At 64.7% G+C, this 16,976-nt stretch carries 14 protein-coding genes; 7 read left to right on the top strand and 7 right to left on the bottom strand.

What is annotated here, in order from left to right; translation table 11 throughout:
* The first annotated feature begins 693 nt into the window (after positions 1-693).
* From pcnB to F0A16_RS18610, 7 genes are all read left to right on the top strand, one after another.
* Complete coding sequence (pcnB, locus tag F0A16_RS18640) at positions 694-2,133, top strand: polynucleotide adenylyltransferase PcnB (protein WP_149437046.1); 1,440 nt, start codon at positions 694-696, stop codon at positions 2,131-2,133.
* Positions 2,126-2,623: a 2-amino-4-hydroxy-6-hydroxymethyldihydropteridine diphosphokinase gene (folK, locus tag F0A16_RS18635; RefSeq protein ID WP_149437045.1), complete on the top strand. Its 498-nt coding sequence runs from the start codon at positions 2,126-2,128 to the stop codon at positions 2,621-2,623. Before pcnB ends, folK begins: the two co-directional genes overlap by 8 nt.
* Before the next feature lie 173 nt (positions 2,624-2,796).
* Complete coding sequence (gene panB, locus F0A16_RS18630) at positions 2,797-3,588, top strand: 3-methyl-2-oxobutanoate hydroxymethyltransferase (protein ID WP_149437043.1); 792 nt, start codon at positions 2,797-2,799, stop codon at positions 3,586-3,588.
* Positions 3,588-4,466, top strand: coding sequence for a pantoate--beta-alanine ligase (gene panC, locus F0A16_RS18625; protein ID WP_149437041.1), 879 nt, complete (start codon positions 3,588-3,590; stop codon positions 4,464-4,466). Before panB ends, panC begins: the two co-directional genes overlap by 1 nt.
* Positions 4,459-4,947, top strand: coding sequence for a GNAT family N-acetyltransferase (locus tag F0A16_RS18620; protein ID WP_149437038.1), 489 nt, complete (start codon positions 4,459-4,461; stop codon positions 4,945-4,947). The genes panC and F0A16_RS18620 overlap by 8 nt, the downstream gene beginning before the upstream one ends.
* 49 nt (positions 4,948-4,996) lie before the next feature.
* Complete coding sequence (gene coaA / locus F0A16_RS18615; RefSeq protein WP_187776074.1) at positions 4,997-5,953, top strand: type I pantothenate kinase; 957 nt, start codon at positions 4,997-4,999, stop codon at positions 5,951-5,953.
* Between the two features lie 163 nt (positions 5,954-6,116).
* Positions 6,117-7,142: an acyltransferase family protein gene (locus F0A16_RS18610; protein ID WP_149437035.1), complete on the top strand. Its 1,026-nt coding sequence runs from the start codon at positions 6,117-6,119 to the stop codon at positions 7,140-7,142.
* Positions 7,143-7,207: 65 nt separating this feature from the next.
* Here F0A16_RS18610 and pnp read toward each other — a convergent pair whose 3' ends face one another.
* The 7 genes from pnp to kdgD form a co-directional block, all read right to left on the bottom strand.
* Positions 7,208-9,337: a polyribonucleotide nucleotidyltransferase gene (gene pnp / locus F0A16_RS18605; protein ID WP_149437032.1), complete on the bottom strand. Its 2,130-nt coding sequence runs from the start codon at positions 9,335-9,337 to the stop codon at positions 7,208-7,210.
* A 214-nt stretch (positions 9,338-9,551) separates the two neighbouring features.
* On the bottom strand, positions 9,552-11,129 hold the full coding sequence (locus F0A16_RS18600) for an aldehyde dehydrogenase (NADP(+)) (RefSeq protein ID WP_149437030.1): 1,578 nt from the start codon (positions 11,127-11,129) through the stop codon (positions 9,552-9,554).
* Between the two features lie 233 nt (positions 11,130-11,362).
* On the bottom strand, positions 11,363-12,871 hold the full coding sequence (locus F0A16_RS18595) for a tripartite tricarboxylate transporter permease (RefSeq protein ID WP_149437029.1): 1,509 nt from the start codon (positions 12,869-12,871) through the stop codon (positions 11,363-11,365).
* A 34-nt stretch (positions 12,872-12,905) separates the two neighbouring features.
* Positions 12,906-13,406, bottom strand: coding sequence for a tripartite tricarboxylate transporter TctB family protein (locus F0A16_RS18590; protein ID WP_149437027.1), 501 nt, complete (start codon positions 13,404-13,406; stop codon positions 12,906-12,908).
* Positions 13,407-13,512: 106 nt separating this feature from the next.
* On the bottom strand, positions 13,513-14,457 hold the full coding sequence (locus F0A16_RS18585; RefSeq protein WP_149437025.1) for a Bug family tripartite tricarboxylate transporter substrate binding protein: 945 nt from the start codon (positions 14,455-14,457) through the stop codon (positions 13,513-13,515).
* Positions 14,458-14,568: 111 nt separating this feature from the next.
* A complete protein-coding gene (locus F0A16_RS18580) occupies positions 14,569-15,924 on the bottom strand; it encodes an enolase C-terminal domain-like protein (protein ID WP_149437023.1) in 1,356 nt (451 codons plus the stop codon).
* A gap of 121 nt (positions 15,925-16,045) precedes the next feature.
* Entirely contained in the window at positions 16,046-16,963 is a 918-nt protein-coding gene (gene kdgD, locus F0A16_RS18575; protein ID WP_149437021.1) for a 5-dehydro-4-deoxyglucarate dehydratase, read from the bottom strand.
* Positions 16,964-16,976 lie beyond the last annotated feature (13 nt).

Below are 16,976 nucleotides of genomic sequence, written 5' to 3'. Positions count from 1 at the left end.
CACGACACGTGCTGTAACTAAGACAAGAAAAACAACAGCGGGTACCGATAAAGCCCAACAACAACAAGAGGGATCGGATAACTCCCAATGCCGACAACAACAACAAGACGGCACTCAACCTAGGAAGGCAGATCGCCACCGGCCCACAACAACAACACTGGCCAAGGGCGAACGAGGACACGAACAACAACAATCGTTCTCGAGCCGACGCAAAATCAGGACGCGACGCTCTTCATCAACGAGGCAACAACAACAAGCTTCCTCGTGACCTGGAGACTTCTCGGAACAATGACAACAACCGAGAAGGGGCATTGCCTGTCGTGGTTGGATTATTGTTTTGAATACGAGGTGGTCGCTACGCACAGTATGGCTGATAACGACAAGCCAGTGACTGCACGCTCGTTCAGCGACTGTGGTGCGTATTCAAGGCGATGCGCCATCACGAACAAGAAGAAGCGGCATGGACGTTGCGAAGCATCCTTGCAAGGGGAGGCCTATCGGGTCTCCCCTTTTACTATGCCCGTCGACCCCGTTCGTTCCATCGTGAGAATCTACGATGAATGCCGACATGATCCGCCTACGGCGAGGCCTGTGCAGAGCCTTTAGACCCTCCTCTCATTCCCCATTGCCTTTGCAAGGCTTCTAGCCTCCGCTACACTGGAGTTTTGCTACCTCGCGAGTCGATTTCGCCGCATGTTCAAAGGATTTTCCCGTTTCCTCCAACGTCCCGGTGAACGTTTGAAGACTTTCTTCGGCCCGGAATCCGCTCAAGCGGCCGAAGACACCACGACCACCCGTCAAGTCCTTCCTCGCGACGAACACAACGTCTCGCGTCAGAACCTCAGCGAAAGCGCTCTCAAGGTATTGTATCGACTCAATGGCGCCGGCTACGACGCTTATCTGGTCGGTGGTTGCATTCGGGACTCCCTGCTCGGCAACCGGCCCAAGGATTTCGATGTCGCCACCAACGCAACACCGGACGAAGTACGTCAGCTATTTCGCAACTCCCGGATCATCGGCCGGCGCTTCCGCATCGTTCACGTCCGCTTCGGGCGCGAGGTGATCGAGGTCACGACCTTTCGCGGACGGCATGGCGAGGAGCACACGGGCAATCACAGCCAGCAGTCGGACGAAGGCCTGCTGCTGCGCGACAACGTCTGGGGTAGCGTCGAAGAGGACGCGATTCGTCGCGACTTCACCGTCAACGCGCTCTATTACAGCGTAACCGACTTCGCCATCCATGACTGGACCGGCGGTCTCCAGGACCTGGACGATCGCGTGCTCCGCCTGATCGGCGATCCGGAAACCCGTTATCGCGAGGATCCGGTGCGCATGCTGCGCGCCGCGCGTTTCGCCGCCAAGCTCGACTTCCGGATTGCCGAAGGTACCGAGGCACCGATTCGCGAGTTGGCACCGCTGCTACTGCAGATCCCGCCGGCGAGGCTGTTCGAGGAAGTGCTCAAGCTGTTCCTCTCCGGGCACGCGCTGCAGAGCTTCCGGGTGCTGCGTGATCATGGCCTGTTCGCGATGCTGTTCCCCGAGAGCGACGAAGTCCTCGACGAGCATCCTTGGGCGGTCAAGCTGGTCGAGCAGGCGCTGACCAACACCGATGCGCGGATCGCCCAGGATCGGCCGGTCACGCCTGCCTTCCTGTTTGGCGCCCTGCTGTGGCCCTGCGTCCAGCAGCGCACTCCGCGCATCGCCCACGAGCAGGACCTGCCGGACGTCCCGGCTCAGCAGGCCGCCGCGCAGCAGGTCATCAGTCGTCAGTTGCAACATACCTCGATCCCAAAGCGCTTCAGCATCCCGATGCGCGAGATCTGGGATCTTCAGCAGCAACTCCCGCGCCGACGCGGCCGTCGGGTGTTCCAGACACTGGAACATCCGCGTTTCCGCGCCGCCTACGACTTCCTGCTGCTGCGCGAGGAAGCCGGCGAGCTGGCCCCAGGCCTGGGTGCCTGGTGGACCGAATTCCAGCAGGCGGACGAGGAGGGGCAGCGCCAGCTACTCGCCAACGACACCGGCGGCGGCAACGGCAATCCGGCGGGAACGAGTCCCAAACCCCGCCGTCGACGCCCGCGCAAGCGTCGGCGGCCGACCAACAAGCCGACACCGCCGACGCTGGATGACTGACCACCGACGCTTCGCCCTGGCCTATGTCGGCCTGGGCAGCAACCTGGAGTCGCCCCGTGACCAACTGGCGCGGGCAGTGTCGGCACTGGCCTCGCTACCGGTGAGCGAGCGCGTTGCCGTCTCCTCTCTCTACGCCAGCGCTCCGGTCGGCCTCCAGGATCAACCCGATTTCGTCAACGCCGTCGTCGCCGTGCGCACTCGACTCTCGCCGCTGGCGCTGCTCGACCAGCTCCAGGCGATCGAGCAGCGCCATCGCCGTGTGCGGCATCGCCACTGGGGGCCCCGGACGCTGGATCTGGACCTGCTGTGGTACGCGGGCCTCACTTGCCACTCCCCTCGTCTCACCCTGCCCCATCCGGAGATGATGCATCGCCGATTCGTGCTGGAACCCCTGGCTGAAATCGCGCCGACGCTCTCCCTCGGCGGCGAGCTGCCGGGGAGTCTGGCAAACAGGCTGAAGGACCAAACGCTGCACCGTCTGCCGGCGTGAACCCTCGGCATGCCGCCAATGTCGTGTTGCGTCTGGTGGGCAACTCACTACACTCTGCTCCGCATCGCCCTGTCGGGCATGATGGATGGGCTCGCGCCCTGGTCGCGAGCCGCAGGTCGGAGCCTTCGTCAACGCCGTAGCGAGCAGGGCTCGGCGCGATTGGGAGAGAGAGCATGAAGCGCGTTACCCTGGACACGTTGCGCGACTGCAAGGCGCGCGGCGCGGCGTTCAGCTGTCTGACCGCGTACGATGCCACGCTGGCGCGTTGCGCCGATACCGCCGGTATCGATGTGCTGCTGGTCGGCGACTCGCTGGGCATGGTATTGCAGGGACACGCCAGCACCCTGCCCGTCACCCTGGAAGACATCCGCTATCACACCACCTGCGTGGCACGGGGCAAGCAGCGAAGCCTGCTGATGGTCGATCTCCCGTTCATGAGCAACGCCGATATCGGTCAACTGCTGCGCGACGCGGGTGAGCTGATGCGCGCCGGCGCCGAACTGATCAAGATCGAGGGCGAAGCCTGGATGGCCGACGGCATCCGCGAACTCACGCGCCGTGGCGTTCCCGTCTGCGCCCATCTCGGGTTGACCCCGCAGAGCGTCCACCAGCTCGGCGGGTTCAAGGTTCAAGGCAAGGCCGCCGATGCGGCCCAGCGCATCGTCGACGATGCCCAGCGACTGGTCGAGGCCGGCGCCGCCGTCATCCTGCTGGAGTGCGTGCCCCGGGCCGTGGGCAAAGCGGTCAGGGACGCCGTCGCCGCCCCCGTCATCGGCATCGGTGCCGGCCCGGACGTGGATGGGCAGATCCTGGTCATGCACGACACGCTGGGGCTCAACAGTGGCTATGTGCCACGCTTCGTGCAGAATTTTCTACCCGGCCAGGAAAGTATCGAGTCGGCGTTCCGCGCTTATGACGAAGCGGTCAAATCCCGTCGTTTCCCGGCCGAGGAGCACTGTTTCTGATGCAGACGCTGCATGATATCGCGCCGCTGCGAGAGACCCTGCAGACCCACCGAATGGCGGGGCGGCGCATCGCGCTGGTGCCGACCATGGGCAATCTCCACGCCGGCCACCTGGCCCTGGTCGACCGGGCCCGGGGACTCGCCGACGTGGTGGTCGCCACGCTGTTCGTCAACCCGCTGCAGTTCGGCGCCGGCGAGGACTTCGGCCAGTATCCTCGCACCCTCGAAAGCGACCGCGACAAGCTGGCGGCGCACGACTGCGATCTCCTCTTCGCCCCCAGCGTCGAGACGCTCTACCCCGACGGACTCGAGACGCAGACCCAGGTCCAGGTGCCGGACGTCTCCGAAGGGCTTTGCGGCGGCACCCGCATCGGCCACTTCGATGGCGTCGCCACGGTGGTTTCGCTGCTGTTTCACCTGGTGCAGCCAGACATCGCCTGTTTCGGCGAGAAGGACTTCCAGCAACTGGCCGTCATCCGCAAGCTGGTGGCCGACCTGCATTTCCCGATCGAGATCGTCGGCGTGCCGACCGTCCGTGCCGAGGACGGCCTCGCGCTGTCGTCGCGCAACGGCTACCTCGGTGACGACGACCGGGCCCTGGCGCCCGCCTTCCACCGGGAGCTGTCGCGCTGCCGCGACGCCTTGGCCAGTGGCCGGCCACCCGACGCCGCGCTCTCGGAGGCCAGGCAAGCGCTACAGGCATCCGGTTTTCGAGTCGACTACCTGGAGATCCGCGGGCCCTCCCTGGCCCCGTTCGATATCGCTCGCCATGCCGAAGGCCGCCTGCTGGGGGCGGTCTATCTGGGCTCGACGCGGCTGATCGACAACGTGGCCGTCTCCTTGCCGCGGCCGACCGGAAGCGGCATCCGCCATGGCTGACAACCGCTGGCGCCCGGCGCTGCCGACGGATCTTGCCCGCATCGCCGAATGGATCGGAACGGCACGGGCGCTGGAGCGCTGGGCTGGCCCCGGCCTATCGTGGCCGACGGATGGCGCCAAGCTATGGCGGGAAATCGACGGCGGCAGCCTGCTCTCGTTCTGCCTCGTAACCGGCAGCGAGCCGCTCGCCTTCGGCCAGCTCGTGGTCAAAGGCGAGCGCCACTATCATCTGGCCCGGATCATCGTGTCGCCATCGCGCAGACGCCAGGGGCTTGGCGAAGCGCTTTGTCGTCAGTTGCTGGACGAAGCCCGCCAACGCCGCGCCGAGCGCGTGACACTCAATGTCTTCGCCGACAACCGGGCGGCGATCGATCTCTATCGGCGACTGGGTTTCACCGATTGCGGCAGCGCCGATTCGCGTGGCATTCGCCCCATGCAACTGAGACAATTTGCCGCGAATGTCGACAATGACGTCCCCTAGCCCCTGCAGCGTACCGACCACGCGGCGGTTCGACAGTGAAAGAGACACGATGAATCAATTGAGACCGGACCCCTTCTCCCCGTATCAGTTCTACACGGCCGAGCAGTGGGCCGAATTTCGAGCCGATACGCCGCAGACACTATCGGCAGAAGAGTTGCAGCGGCTGCGCTCGCTCAACGACCCGATCGACCTGGGCGAGGTGCGACGGATCTACCTATCGCTGTCACGCCTGCTCTCCTCCTACGTCGAGGCGAGCCAGCGGCTGTACGCCCAGCGCAAACGCTTCCTAGACATCGACGACACCCAGAAGACGCCGTTCATCATCGGCATCGCGGGCTCCGTCGCGGTGGGCAAATCGACCACCTCGCGCATCCTCAAGGAGCTGCTGGCGCGCTGGCCGTCGAGCCCCAAGGTCGACCTGGTCACCACCGACGGCTTTCTCTATCCCAACGCCACGCTGCGCGACAAGGAGCTGATGGCCCGCAAGGGCTTCCCGGAGAGTTACGATATCGGGGCCCTGCTGCGCTTCCTGTCGTGGATCAAGGCCGGGGCCCGCAATGTCCGGGCGCCGCTCTACTCGCACCTGACCTACGACGTGCGCGATAGCGAATACCAGATCGTCGACCGCCCCGACATCCTGATCGTCGAGGGCATCAACGTGCTGCAGGTCCGCGACCTCCCGGAAGACGGCAAGATGGTGCCGTTCGTCTCCGACTTCTTCGACTTCTCGATCTACATCGATGCAGAGGAAGCTCACATACACGACTGGTACCTGGAACGCTTCAAACTGCTGCGGCAGACCGCCTTCCAGAACGCCGAGTCGTTCTTCCACCGCTATGCCCAGATCGGCGAGGCGGCGGCGCTCGAGATCGCCGAAGGGCTGTGGCGTGACATCAATCGCCGCAATCTGCGCGAGAACATACTCCCCACGCGCCCACGCGCCGATCTCATCCTGCGCAAGGGTCGCGATCATCTGGTGGAGCAGGTGGCACTGCGGAAGCTGTGAGCCGCGGCCGACTCGAACGGGTCAGCGGTGACGCGGCAGAGAACCGGCGCGACAGGCTGCAAATAGAAACAGCGTTTTGTAATTTTGCGTAATAACGCCGAACTTTTTCGGCATCCACCCTTCTCAAGAGGCGTCTTAGACTTCTGGGCAAGGACTTCGAGGGATGCTCATTTCGGTACAGGCGTTACGCGCCCTGGCGGCATGGATCGTCGTCTTCCACCATTTCATGCAGGTCTTCTTCAGCTTCGAGGCGGACAACTGGGTCGAGTACCTCTTCTCCACCCGCGGCCAGGTGGGTGTGGATATCTTCTTCGTCATCAGTGGCTTCATCATCTACGTCTCCAGTCGCGGCAAACGGCTGACGATGCCGCAGTTCCTGCTGCACCGGCTCGTCCGGATCGTGCCCGCCTACTGGCTCTATACGCTGATCACCGCCGCGATCATCTACTTCACCAGCAACGTCATGCCGGAGTACGGCCTGAGTCTCAAGGGCCTGATCATGTCGCTGTTTTTCCTGCCCACGGAGAACCCCGCCGGCTACGGCTACTATCCCATCCTGCCGGTGGGTTGGACGCTGAACTTCGAGATGCTGTTCTACGTGGTGTTCGCGGCCTCGCTGATGCTCAAGCGCGAATGGCGGCTATGGAGCGTGGTGCTGGCAATCGTGGTCATCAACACACTGTTTGCCCACCAGCCGTTCATCAGCAACTTCTACACCGATCCGATCATCTTCGAATTCCTGCTGGGCATGGGGATCGGCGCCATCTACAGACGCTACGGAATGCCCGAGGGACGCTGGTGGCCGATCGCGCTGGCGCTAGTCAGCAGCGCCACGATCCTCCATTTCAACGATCCGTCCGGTGCACTGCGGTTTCTCGCCTGGGGACTACCGAGCGCGCTGCTAGTGGTCGCCTTCATCGGGATGGAGACCCGTATCGGCAACAACCGGGTGTTCAAAGCGATGGGAGACTGGTCCTACTCCACATACCTGCTGCATGTGATCGTGCTGTGGTCGGGCAACTACGTGCTGACCGAGCAATTCGGCCTGGCCCCCTACCTGGCGCTGGCGATCTGCCTGCCCGTCATCGCGCTCTGCTCCTGGCTCAGCTACGAGTTGGTGGAGAAGAAACTCTCCCGCCAGCTCAAGCGACATCTGCCAACGCCACGCCCCCTGGCCGCCACGGCATGAGCCGCCCATGAAAAACGCCCGGCCTGCATGGCGCAGACCGGGCGTTGGCGGTTACCGCCGGTGAATCACGCTTCGGTGACGAGGGTCGCCTCGAAGGCAGCCTTCTCTTCCGGGGTGATCTCCTTGATCGATAGCTTCACGCGATTGCGGTTGTCGATGTCGAGCACCTTGACCGTCACTTCCTGGCCTTCGCTCAGGTACTCCTTCACGTCGTTGACGCGCTCCGGCACGATCTGGGAGATGTGCACCAGGCCGTCGGTGCCCGGCATGAAGTTGACGAAGGCGCCGAAGTCGGCCAGGCGCACCACCTTGCCGCGATAGAGCTTGCCGATCTCGGCTTCGGCGGTGATGCCGAGCACGGTGTCGATGGCGCGCTTGGCCGCGGAGCGATCCTCGGCGTAGATGCGGACGGTGCCGTCATCGTCGATGTCGATCGACGCGCCGGTCTCTTCGCAGATGCCGCGAATCGTGGCACCACCCTTGCCGATGACGTCGCGGATCTTGTCCGGCGAGATCTTGATCGTCTGCATCGCCGGCGCATGATCGGAAACCTCGTTGCGGCTCTCGGCGATCACGGCGTTCATCTTGTCGAGGATCTCGATACGAGCCTGGTGCGCCTGCTGCAGCGCCGTCTCCATGATCTCCTCGTTGATGCCCTCGATCTTGATGTCCATCTGCAGTGCGGTCACGCCGTTGGCGGAACCGGCCACCTTGAAGTCCATGTCGCCGAGGTGATCCTCGTCGCCCAGGATATCGGTCAGCACGGCGAAGCCGTCGTCGTCCTTGACCAGGCCCATGGCGATACCCGCCACCGGCGCCTTGATCGGTACCCCGGCATCCATCAGCGCCAGCGAGGAGCCACAGACCGACGCCATCGAGCTGGAACCGTTGGACTCGGTGATCTCGGACACCACGCGGATGGTGTAGGGGAAATCGTCTTCGCTCGGCAGCATCGCCTGGATACCACGGCGCGCCAGGCGGCCATGACCGATCTCGCGACGCTTGGGGCCGCCCATGAAACCGGCCTCGCCGACGCTGTAGGGCGGGAAGTTGTAGTGCAGCAGGAAGCGATCCTTGCGCTCGCCCTCCAGCGATTCGATCAACTGGGCGTCGCGCAGCGTGCCCAAGGTGGCGATGACCACGGCCTGGGTTTCACCACGGGTGAACAGCGCCGAACCGTGGGTACGCGGCAGCACGCCGACCTTGATGTCCAGCGGACGCACGGTCTTGTGATCGCGGCCATCGATACGCGGCTCGCCGGCGATGACGCGACGCCGCACGGTGTGCTTCTCGAGACTGGCCAGGGCACCGCCGACTTCATCGGCGCTGAACTGCGGGGCGTCGCCACCAGCCAACTGCTCGATCGCCTTGGCGCGAATCTCGGCCAGCGCATCCTGGCGCGCCATCTTGTCGGTGATGCGATAGGCTTCACCCACGGCGGATTCGAAGCTGCCGGCGACGGCTTCCTTGAGCGCCACGTTGGCGGCGGCCGGCTGCCAGTCCCACTTCGGCTTGCCGGCTTCGCCGACCAGCGACTTGATCGCGTCGACCGCGACCTGCATCTCCTGGTGGGCGTAGAGCACGCCGCCCAGCATTTCGTCCTCGGTCAGCTCCTGGGCTTCGGACTCGACCATCAGCACGGCCTTGTCGGTACCCGCCACCACCATGTTGAGCTCGGAGGTGGCCAGCTCTTCCACCGTGGGGTTGAGGAAGTAGCCACGCGATTCGGTGAAGCCGACACGCGCCGCCCCGATGGGGCCGCTGAACGGCAGGCCGGAGATCGCCAGCGCGGCGGACGTACCGATCATCGCGGCGATATCGGGATCCTGGTTGCGATCGGCGGAGAGCACGGTGCAGATGACCTGCACTTCGTTCATGAAACCTTTCGGGAACAGCGGACGGATCGGACGATCGATCAGACGCGACGTCAGCGTCTCCTTCTCGGTCGGACGGCCTTCGCGCTTAAAGAAGCCACCCGGGATCTTGCCCACGGAGTAGGTCTTCTCCTGGTAGTGCACGGAGAGCGGGAAGAAGTCCTGGCCGGGCTTGAGGTCCTTGCGTCCGACCACGGTACACAGCACCACGGTGTCGTCCATGGTGACCAGCACAGCGCCGGTGGCTTGGCGCGCAACGCGCCCGGTTTCTAGGGTGACGGTACTCGAACCGTACTGGAACGTGGTCTGAACCGGATTCACGGGCTTTCCTTTACTTGTCGAATTCATATGGGGTCTTTTGACTCGGCGCTCATTCTAGGCGTTCGAGCGGGATAGAGCTACCGGTGGGCGACCTTGGTCCCATGCTCCCCGGCACGGGGAGAGGCTGTCCGAAACGCCAAGACCCCCGCTCGGAAGCGGGGGTCTTGGGATTGTCACTACCGAGTCGCCGACCGGCGACCCGGCCAGCGGCGAGTTACGCCTCGCGCTTGCCGTCGACCAGGCGTCGCAGCTTCAGCGGATTGGCGTGCTTGACCGCTGCCGGCAGCAGCGCATCCGGCAGATCCTGATAGCAGACCGGACGCAGGAAGCGGAAGATCGCCGCCGTGCCCACGGAGGTGGTGCGCGAATCCGACGTCGCCGGGAACGGCCCGCCGTGAACCATGGCATCGCACACTTCCACCCCGGTCGGCCAGCCGTTGACCATCACCCGACCCGCCTTGCGCTCGAGGATCGGCAGCAGCGCGCGGGCGGCCTCCAAGTCGGCGTCGTCCATCTGCAGGGTCGCGGTGAGCTGCCCTTCCAGATGTTCGGCGACCCGCTCGAGTTCGGCGGCATCGGCACACTCGACCACCAGCGACGTGGCGCCGAAGACTTCGCCCTGAAGTGCCTCGTCGGAGAGGAAATCCTGCGCCGAGGTCACGAACAGGCCGGTCTGACACTGGTTGGGGCCTTCGCCCTTCTGGCCGCGCGCCACTTCCTTCGCCTTGCCGCTACCCGCCAGGGCGCCGACGCCATTCTCGTAGGCCTCGAAGATGCCCGGCGTGAGCATGGTCTGGGCGGCACTGCCCTGGACCGCTGCGCTGGCCGCCGCGACGAAGGCATCCAGCTCCGGCCCCTTGAGCGCGATCACCAGCCCAGGGTTGGTGCAGAACTGGCCGGCGCCCATGTTGAGCGAGCCGACGAACGCCTTGCCCATCTCCTTGCCGCGCGCCTTCAGCGCCGCCGGCAGCGGGAAGACCGGGTTGATCGAGCTCATCTCGGCATAGAACGGGATCGGCTCAGGACGCGACTGGGCCGCCTGCCACAGCGCCAGGCCGCCGCTGCGCGAGCCGGTGAAGCCCGCCGCCTTGACCCGCGGATCGGTGACCAGCGCGGTGCCGACTTCACGGCCGGAGCCGTACATCAGCGAGAACACGCCTTCCGGCAGGCCGCACTGCTTGACTGCCGCCTGAATGGCACGACCCACCAGCTCGCTGGTGCCGGGGTGGGCGCCATGGGCCTTGACGATCACGGGGCAGCCGGCGGCCAGGGCGGAAGCGGTATCGCCGCCGGCCACGGAGAACGCCAGCGGGAAGTTGCTGGCACCGAACACCACCACCGGGCCCAGCGCGATGTGACGCTGACGCAGATCGACCCGCGGCATCGGCTGACGGTCCGGCAGCGCCGGGTCGACGCGCACGTCGAGCCACTCGCCGGCCCGCACGGTCTTGGCGAACAGGCGCAGCTGGCCGCAGGTCCGGCCGCGCTCGCCCTGGATGCGTGCCTGGGGCAGGCCGGATTCGGCCACGGCGCGCTCGATCAGATCGTCACCGATCGCTTCGATCTCGTCGGCGATCGTCTCCAGAAACTTGGCGCGATCCTCGAGCGAGGTTTCGCGGTAGCTGTCGAAGGCGCTCCAGGCCAGTTCGCAGGCACGATCGACTTCGGTCTGAGTGCCACCGGGATAGCTCGGTTCGAGGCGCTCATTGGTGGCCGGATTGATCGCCTGGATCGGATCACGGCTACCTTTGACGGCCTGCTGGCCGATCAGCATTTCACCTGTCAGATTCATCTTGCCTCCTGCAGTGATGGTGGATACTCATTCATCTTCCGACCGGGTCGGATTCAACCTGCCTTCGTCGCCACGACACACCGCTCGGCATGCCTGTCGCCGAGAAAGCCTGGTTCCCGTGGCATGACATGCGCCTGTCCGCCGGAACACTGTGGACGCCTGGGCATCGCCAAGCTTGCGGATCGCCGGAATGTCCGACTCGCGCCGTGGTCATTCATCGGAGTGGACTACCGTCATGAGGACGCATTCGATTCGGTTCGGCGATTGCCACGATAGTTCTGCCAGAGCGTCAGTGCCAGCAGCCCCACCGCGATCACCAGAAACGTCAGACTGATCGGCCGGGTGAAGAACGGTGTCCAGTCGCCCTGGAACGCCTGCAACCCGCGACGCAGATTGGACTCCGCGATCGGCCCCAGAATCAGCCCCAGGATGACCGGTGCCGTGCCAAAATCATAGCGGTTGAGGAAATAGCCCAGCACCCCGAAGCCCAGCATCAGATAGAGATTGAACACATCGCCATCGACGCCGTAGACGCCGATGAAGCAGAACACCAGGATCGCCGACAGCAGCTGCTTGCGCGGCACCATCAGCACCCGAATGAACAGCTTGATGCCTAGGCACATGATCAGCAGCATGAAGACGTTGGCGACCAGATAGGCCAGGAAGATGCCGTAGACCGTGCCGCTCTGGTCATCGAACAGCAGCGGGCCAGGCGTGATGCCCTGAATCATCAAACCGCCCAGCAGCACGGCCGTTGCCGCCTCGCCGGGAATGCCCAGCGCCAGCGTCGGTATCAGTGCACCACCCAGCAGCGCATTGTTGGCACTCTCCACCGACACGATCCCCGGGGCGTGCCCGGTACCGAACTTTTCGGGAGATTTCGAGAAACGCCTCGTCTGATCATAGGCGACCAGGGAAGCGATGCTGCCACCGGCGCCGGGAATCGGCCCGACGATGGACCCGGACAGGATACCGGCCACGACCGCTTTCCAGTGGCGCAGCGTTTCCAGAAAGCGGGGGCGCGCGATATCGATACGGTGCGTGCTCTCCTCGAGACGCTGGTGCGGATCGTACTCGAAGGCATCCTTGAGCACCTGGGAGACGGCAAACAGCCCGATCAGTGCCGGCAGCAGGTTGATGCCGGTCAACAGCGACAGCTGGTCGAAAGTGAAGCGGCCCACGCCGGTGATGGGGTCGGTGCCGATGGTCGAGGCGAAAAAGCCGATCAGCCCGGCGATCAGCCCCTTCAACAGCGACTTGCCGGCAACCGAGGCGATGATCACCAGCCCGAAGATGCTCAGTGAAAAATACTCCGCCGCGCCGAAACGCAGCGCGAACTCGGCAATCGGCGGTGCCAGCAGGCTGAGGATCACCATGCTGGCGACACCGCCGAAGAACGAGGCAACGATCGCCAACCCCAGCGCGCGACCGGCCTCTCCCTTCTGTGCCATTGGGAAGCCGTCGAACGTGGTCGCTACCGACGAGGGCGTGCCGGGTATGTTGAGAAGGATGGCCGGGATCGAACCGCTGGCACCGGCTCCGCACAGCGCGCCCAGCAACATGCCGATGCCCATGACCGGCGGCATGCCGAAGGTCACCGGCAGCAGCAGCGCGATGGCCATCGCCGAGGTCAGCCCGGGCAACGCGCCCATGATGATACCGAGCAGGGTGCCGCCGGCGATTGCCAGCAGCGTGCCGAGCTGCAACACCATGCCCAAACCGTCGAGATATCCGGAAATCATGTCTTGCTCCTAAATCACATGCCGACGCTGCCACTCAGTCCGGCAGCGGAATCTCGAAGAGATTGGTGAAGACGTAATAGATCGCCACCGCGAGTACGATCGCGAAGATCACCGCACCTACCAGCGATTTCACTCGCTGCGAGGCGTTCAGTTCACGCCAGGCACCGCTGGCGAACAGCAACCCGATGACACAGCAGAAGGCGAACACCGTCGTGCTGGGTATGTACCCCAGCGGCTCGAACAGCAGGATGTAGACGACGGTGAGGCCCACGATCCACAGCCACTGCATGACCCCTCGCCGGTTGGCGGGCTGGGACCCGTCGGACGGCGCGGCGGCTCGCCACTCGCGCACGTCCTTGACCAGACAGGGAATGGCGAACAGAAAGATCATCGCCGAGATCAGTTTGGGAAAGAACGCCGGCGAGAGATCGCCGACGATCTCGATGTCAGGCAACGCCATCGCACCGGCGAAAGCCGCCGCCGACGCGATCAACAGCAGAAGATCGAAAACCGGCTTACCGATATCACGTTCCATGGGTTCAGACTCCAGCGCCTCGGCCAGGAAGAGGGACGGTCGCCGTGCGACCTTGTCGGCTGGCCGGACAGCGCGGGCGAGTGCGCCGCGATGCCCGGCCCGCACGCTACTTCGCCAGATCGCCGGCCGCTTCGCGCATCACGTCTGCGGACTGGTCGATGAACGCGTCAAGCTCATCACCGTAGAGCGGGGAGACCTGCGTCCCGAGGTTCTTGGCGGTCTCTTCATAGGAGCCGTCGGCCACGATCTGCTTGATCGCCTCGACCCACCGCTTCTCGACGTCGGCAGGCAGCCCCTTGGGCGCTGCGATGCCGCGCCATACCGTCAGCGTCAGGTCGTAACCCTGTTCCTGGAAGGTGGGTACGTCCGGCAGCGAATCGCTACGTTCGGCGTAACTCATCGCCAGCGCCTTCAGGCGGCCGGATTGCAGTGCCGAGCGCAGTTCGGCGCCGCCCAGCACGACGGCATCCACATGGCCGCCCATGGCGGCGGAGATCGCCTCGGAACCGCCGGGATAGGGAATGATGTTGAACTCGGCACCGGTCCGGTTGGCCATGGCCACGGCGGCGATGTGCGCGGAGGAACCGACGCCGGAGACCCCCACCTTGATGGTGGTGCCGGAGGTGGCCGCGTTCACCAGGTCCTCGAGATTGGCGTACTGGCTGTCACCGCCGACCGCGATCACGTAGGGCTCCTCGATCACCTTGGCGATGAAGTCGAAATCGGTGTGCTTGAAGGGAACGTTGCCCATCGCCTCCAGCGTCAGCATGGCGTTGCTGGCGGCCAGCAGGGTGTAGCCGTCGGCCTTCGAGGCCACCGCACGCGACATCCCCACGGCACCGCCGCCGCCGGGAATGTTGCGGATGACCAGATCCTCGCCGAGCTGCTTCTCCAGCAGCGGCTGCAGCGCGCGCACGAAGGTGTCGTTACCGCCACCCGCGGAGAACGGCACGATCATGTCGATGCTCTTGGTGGGGTAGTCGTCGGCAAGCACCGGCCCGCCGACCACCATCGCGGCAGCCAACGTCAGCGTGCTCAGTAGCTTTTTCATTATCGGCTCCTTCGGTTCTTCTCTGGATGTCTTGTCTTTCGCGCGTGCTGAATGTCTTGTCTTTCGTCTTACTCGTCTTGCGCGCGTGAAGTGAGGTCCAGCCCGGCCGCCTCAGCGAACCAGCGCCGGCCGCTTGGGATCGAACTGCCAGCCCTCGATCAGATACTGCATCGCCATGGCATCGTTGCGCCCACCGGCCGGCAGGCTACGATAGAGCGCATTGGCCTGCTCGACCTGGGGCATGTCTATCTCGACGCCGAGCCCCGGGGCGTCCGTGACCGCGACCCTGCCGTCGACGATCTGCGGCGGATTGCGGGTCAGGCGGGCGTCGCCCTCCTGCCAGATCCAGTGCGTGTCCAGCGCCGTGGTGCGGCCGACGGCCGCCGCCCCGACCTGGGCGAACATCGCCAGCGAGATATCGAAGTGGTTGTTGGAGTGCGAGCCCCAGGTCATGCCGTGGTCCTGGCACAGCTGGGAGACGCGCACCGCGCCGGAGAGCGTCCAGAAGTGCGGATCGGCCAGCGGAATGTCCACCGAGCGCAGCATCAGCGCATGGGCCATCTCGCGCCAGTTGGTGGCAACCATGTTGGTCGCCACCGGCAGCCCGGTGGCATGGCGGAATTCGGCCAGGACCTCGCGCCCCGAGAACCCCTGTTCCGCCCCGCAGGGATCCTCGGCATAGGCGATGACCCCATGCAGGTTCCGGCACAGCCGGATCGCCTCGTCGAGCGACCAGGCGCCGTTGGGATCGATGGTCGTGCGCGCCTCGGGGAAGGCATCGTGCAACGCGGTGACGGCCTCGATCTCCTGCTCCCCCGGCAGCGCGCCGCCCTTGAGCTTGAAATCCCGAAAGCCGTAGCGGTCCTGCGCGGCGCGAGCGAGCTCGACGATGCGCTCTGGCGTCATCGACGCCATGTCGCGCTGGCGATACCACTCGTGGCTGAGATCGCCGTTGCCCCCACCCTCGGTACGCTCGCGATAACCGAGCGGCGTCTTCTGGCCATCGCCGACGAAGAACAGATAGCCCAGCACCTCGACGCTGTCGCGCTGCCTGCCGTCACCCAGCAGCTCGGCCACCGGTACGTCGAGGAACTTGCCAAACAGGTCGAGCAGCGCCGCCTCCAGCGCCGCCACCGCGTTGACGCGCAGTTCGAAGGTCCAGGAGCCCTTGCCGAAATCCTCGAAATCGGCACCGCGACCGGCGGAGTGCAGCGATGCCACCATCGATCGCAGCTTGCCGATGGGCTGCCCCACGACCAGCGGTCGCGCCTGCTCGAGGGATTGCTGGATGGTGTCGCCGCCCGGCGCCTCGCCGACGCCGACATGCCCGGCACTGTCCTTGAGGATGACCAAGTTGCGGGTGAACCAGGGAGAGTGGGCGCCACCGATATTGAGCAGCATGCTGTCCCGGCCGGCGACCGGAATCACTTTCATGTCCGTGATGGTTGGCGTGCCGTGACTCGGCATAGGGAGTCTCCGTCGAGGCGATGAACGCTGGGGAACCGGGCTGGCGTCACCGCCCCGCCCGTCGCCGGGCCAGCCCGAGGGCCGCTTCCGGCTTGATGAAAGGTACGCAAGAGTGCGTCGCTCAGAGCGCGCGCGCTTTCTCGATCAACTGCTTGAGCGTGGCCCGCTCCTGCTCGCTGGGCATGGTCAGCGGCGCGCGCACGTTCCCGCCCGGGTAGCCGACCAGGTCGGCGCCCGCTTTGATCAGGCTGACGGCATAGCCTTTCTGGGTATCGCGCAGGGTGACAAAGGGGATGAAGAACTCGCGTGTCGCCTGGCGCACGAAATCGCGGTTGCCCTGGCGCAGCTCACGATAGAACTTCACCGCCATCTCCGGCACGAAGTTGAACACCGCCGACGAATAGGTGCTGACGCCGATGGCGAGATAGGCTTCGGCGATGATCTCGGCCGTCGGCACGCCACCGACATAGGCGAGGCGATCGCCCAGCGTCTTGATGATGATGTTGAGCGCCTGCATGTCGCCCTTGCCATCCTTCAGGCCGACCAGGTTCGGGCAGCGGTCGGCCAGCGCCTGGACGCCATCGACATTGAGGTAGCCGTTGGCGCGGTTGTAGTAGATCACGCTGAGGTCGGTCGACTCACAGACGCTGGCGGCGTACTCGACGATGCCGGACTGCGGGCACTCGGTGAGATACGGTGGCATCAGCAGGATGCCGTCGGCACCCGCTTCCTGGGCGGCTTTGCAATAGGCTTTGGCGAGTTCGGCACTCTGTCCGGCGCTGGCGATGATCGGCACATGCCCGCCGAGGGTCTCCACCGCGACCGCAACGATTTCACGATACTCCTCGATCGTCATGTTGAAGAACTCGCCGGTACCGCCGGCCACGAAAAGGGCGGAGACCTCGTACTCCTTCAGCCACAGCAGACGGCGACGATAGCCGTCGGTATCGAACTTGCCATTGGCATCGAAATCGGTCACCGGGAAGGACAACAGGCCATCCTTGATAGAGGCAACAACCGCTTCTTTGGAAAAATTCACCTTGACTCCCCTC

The sequence above is a fragment of the Salinicola corii genome (genome assembly GCF_008298015.1).
GTDB lineage: Bacteria > Pseudomonadota > Gammaproteobacteria > Pseudomonadales > Halomonadaceae > Salinicola > Salinicola corii.
This window is presented reverse-complemented; position numbering and strand designations above follow the sequence as displayed.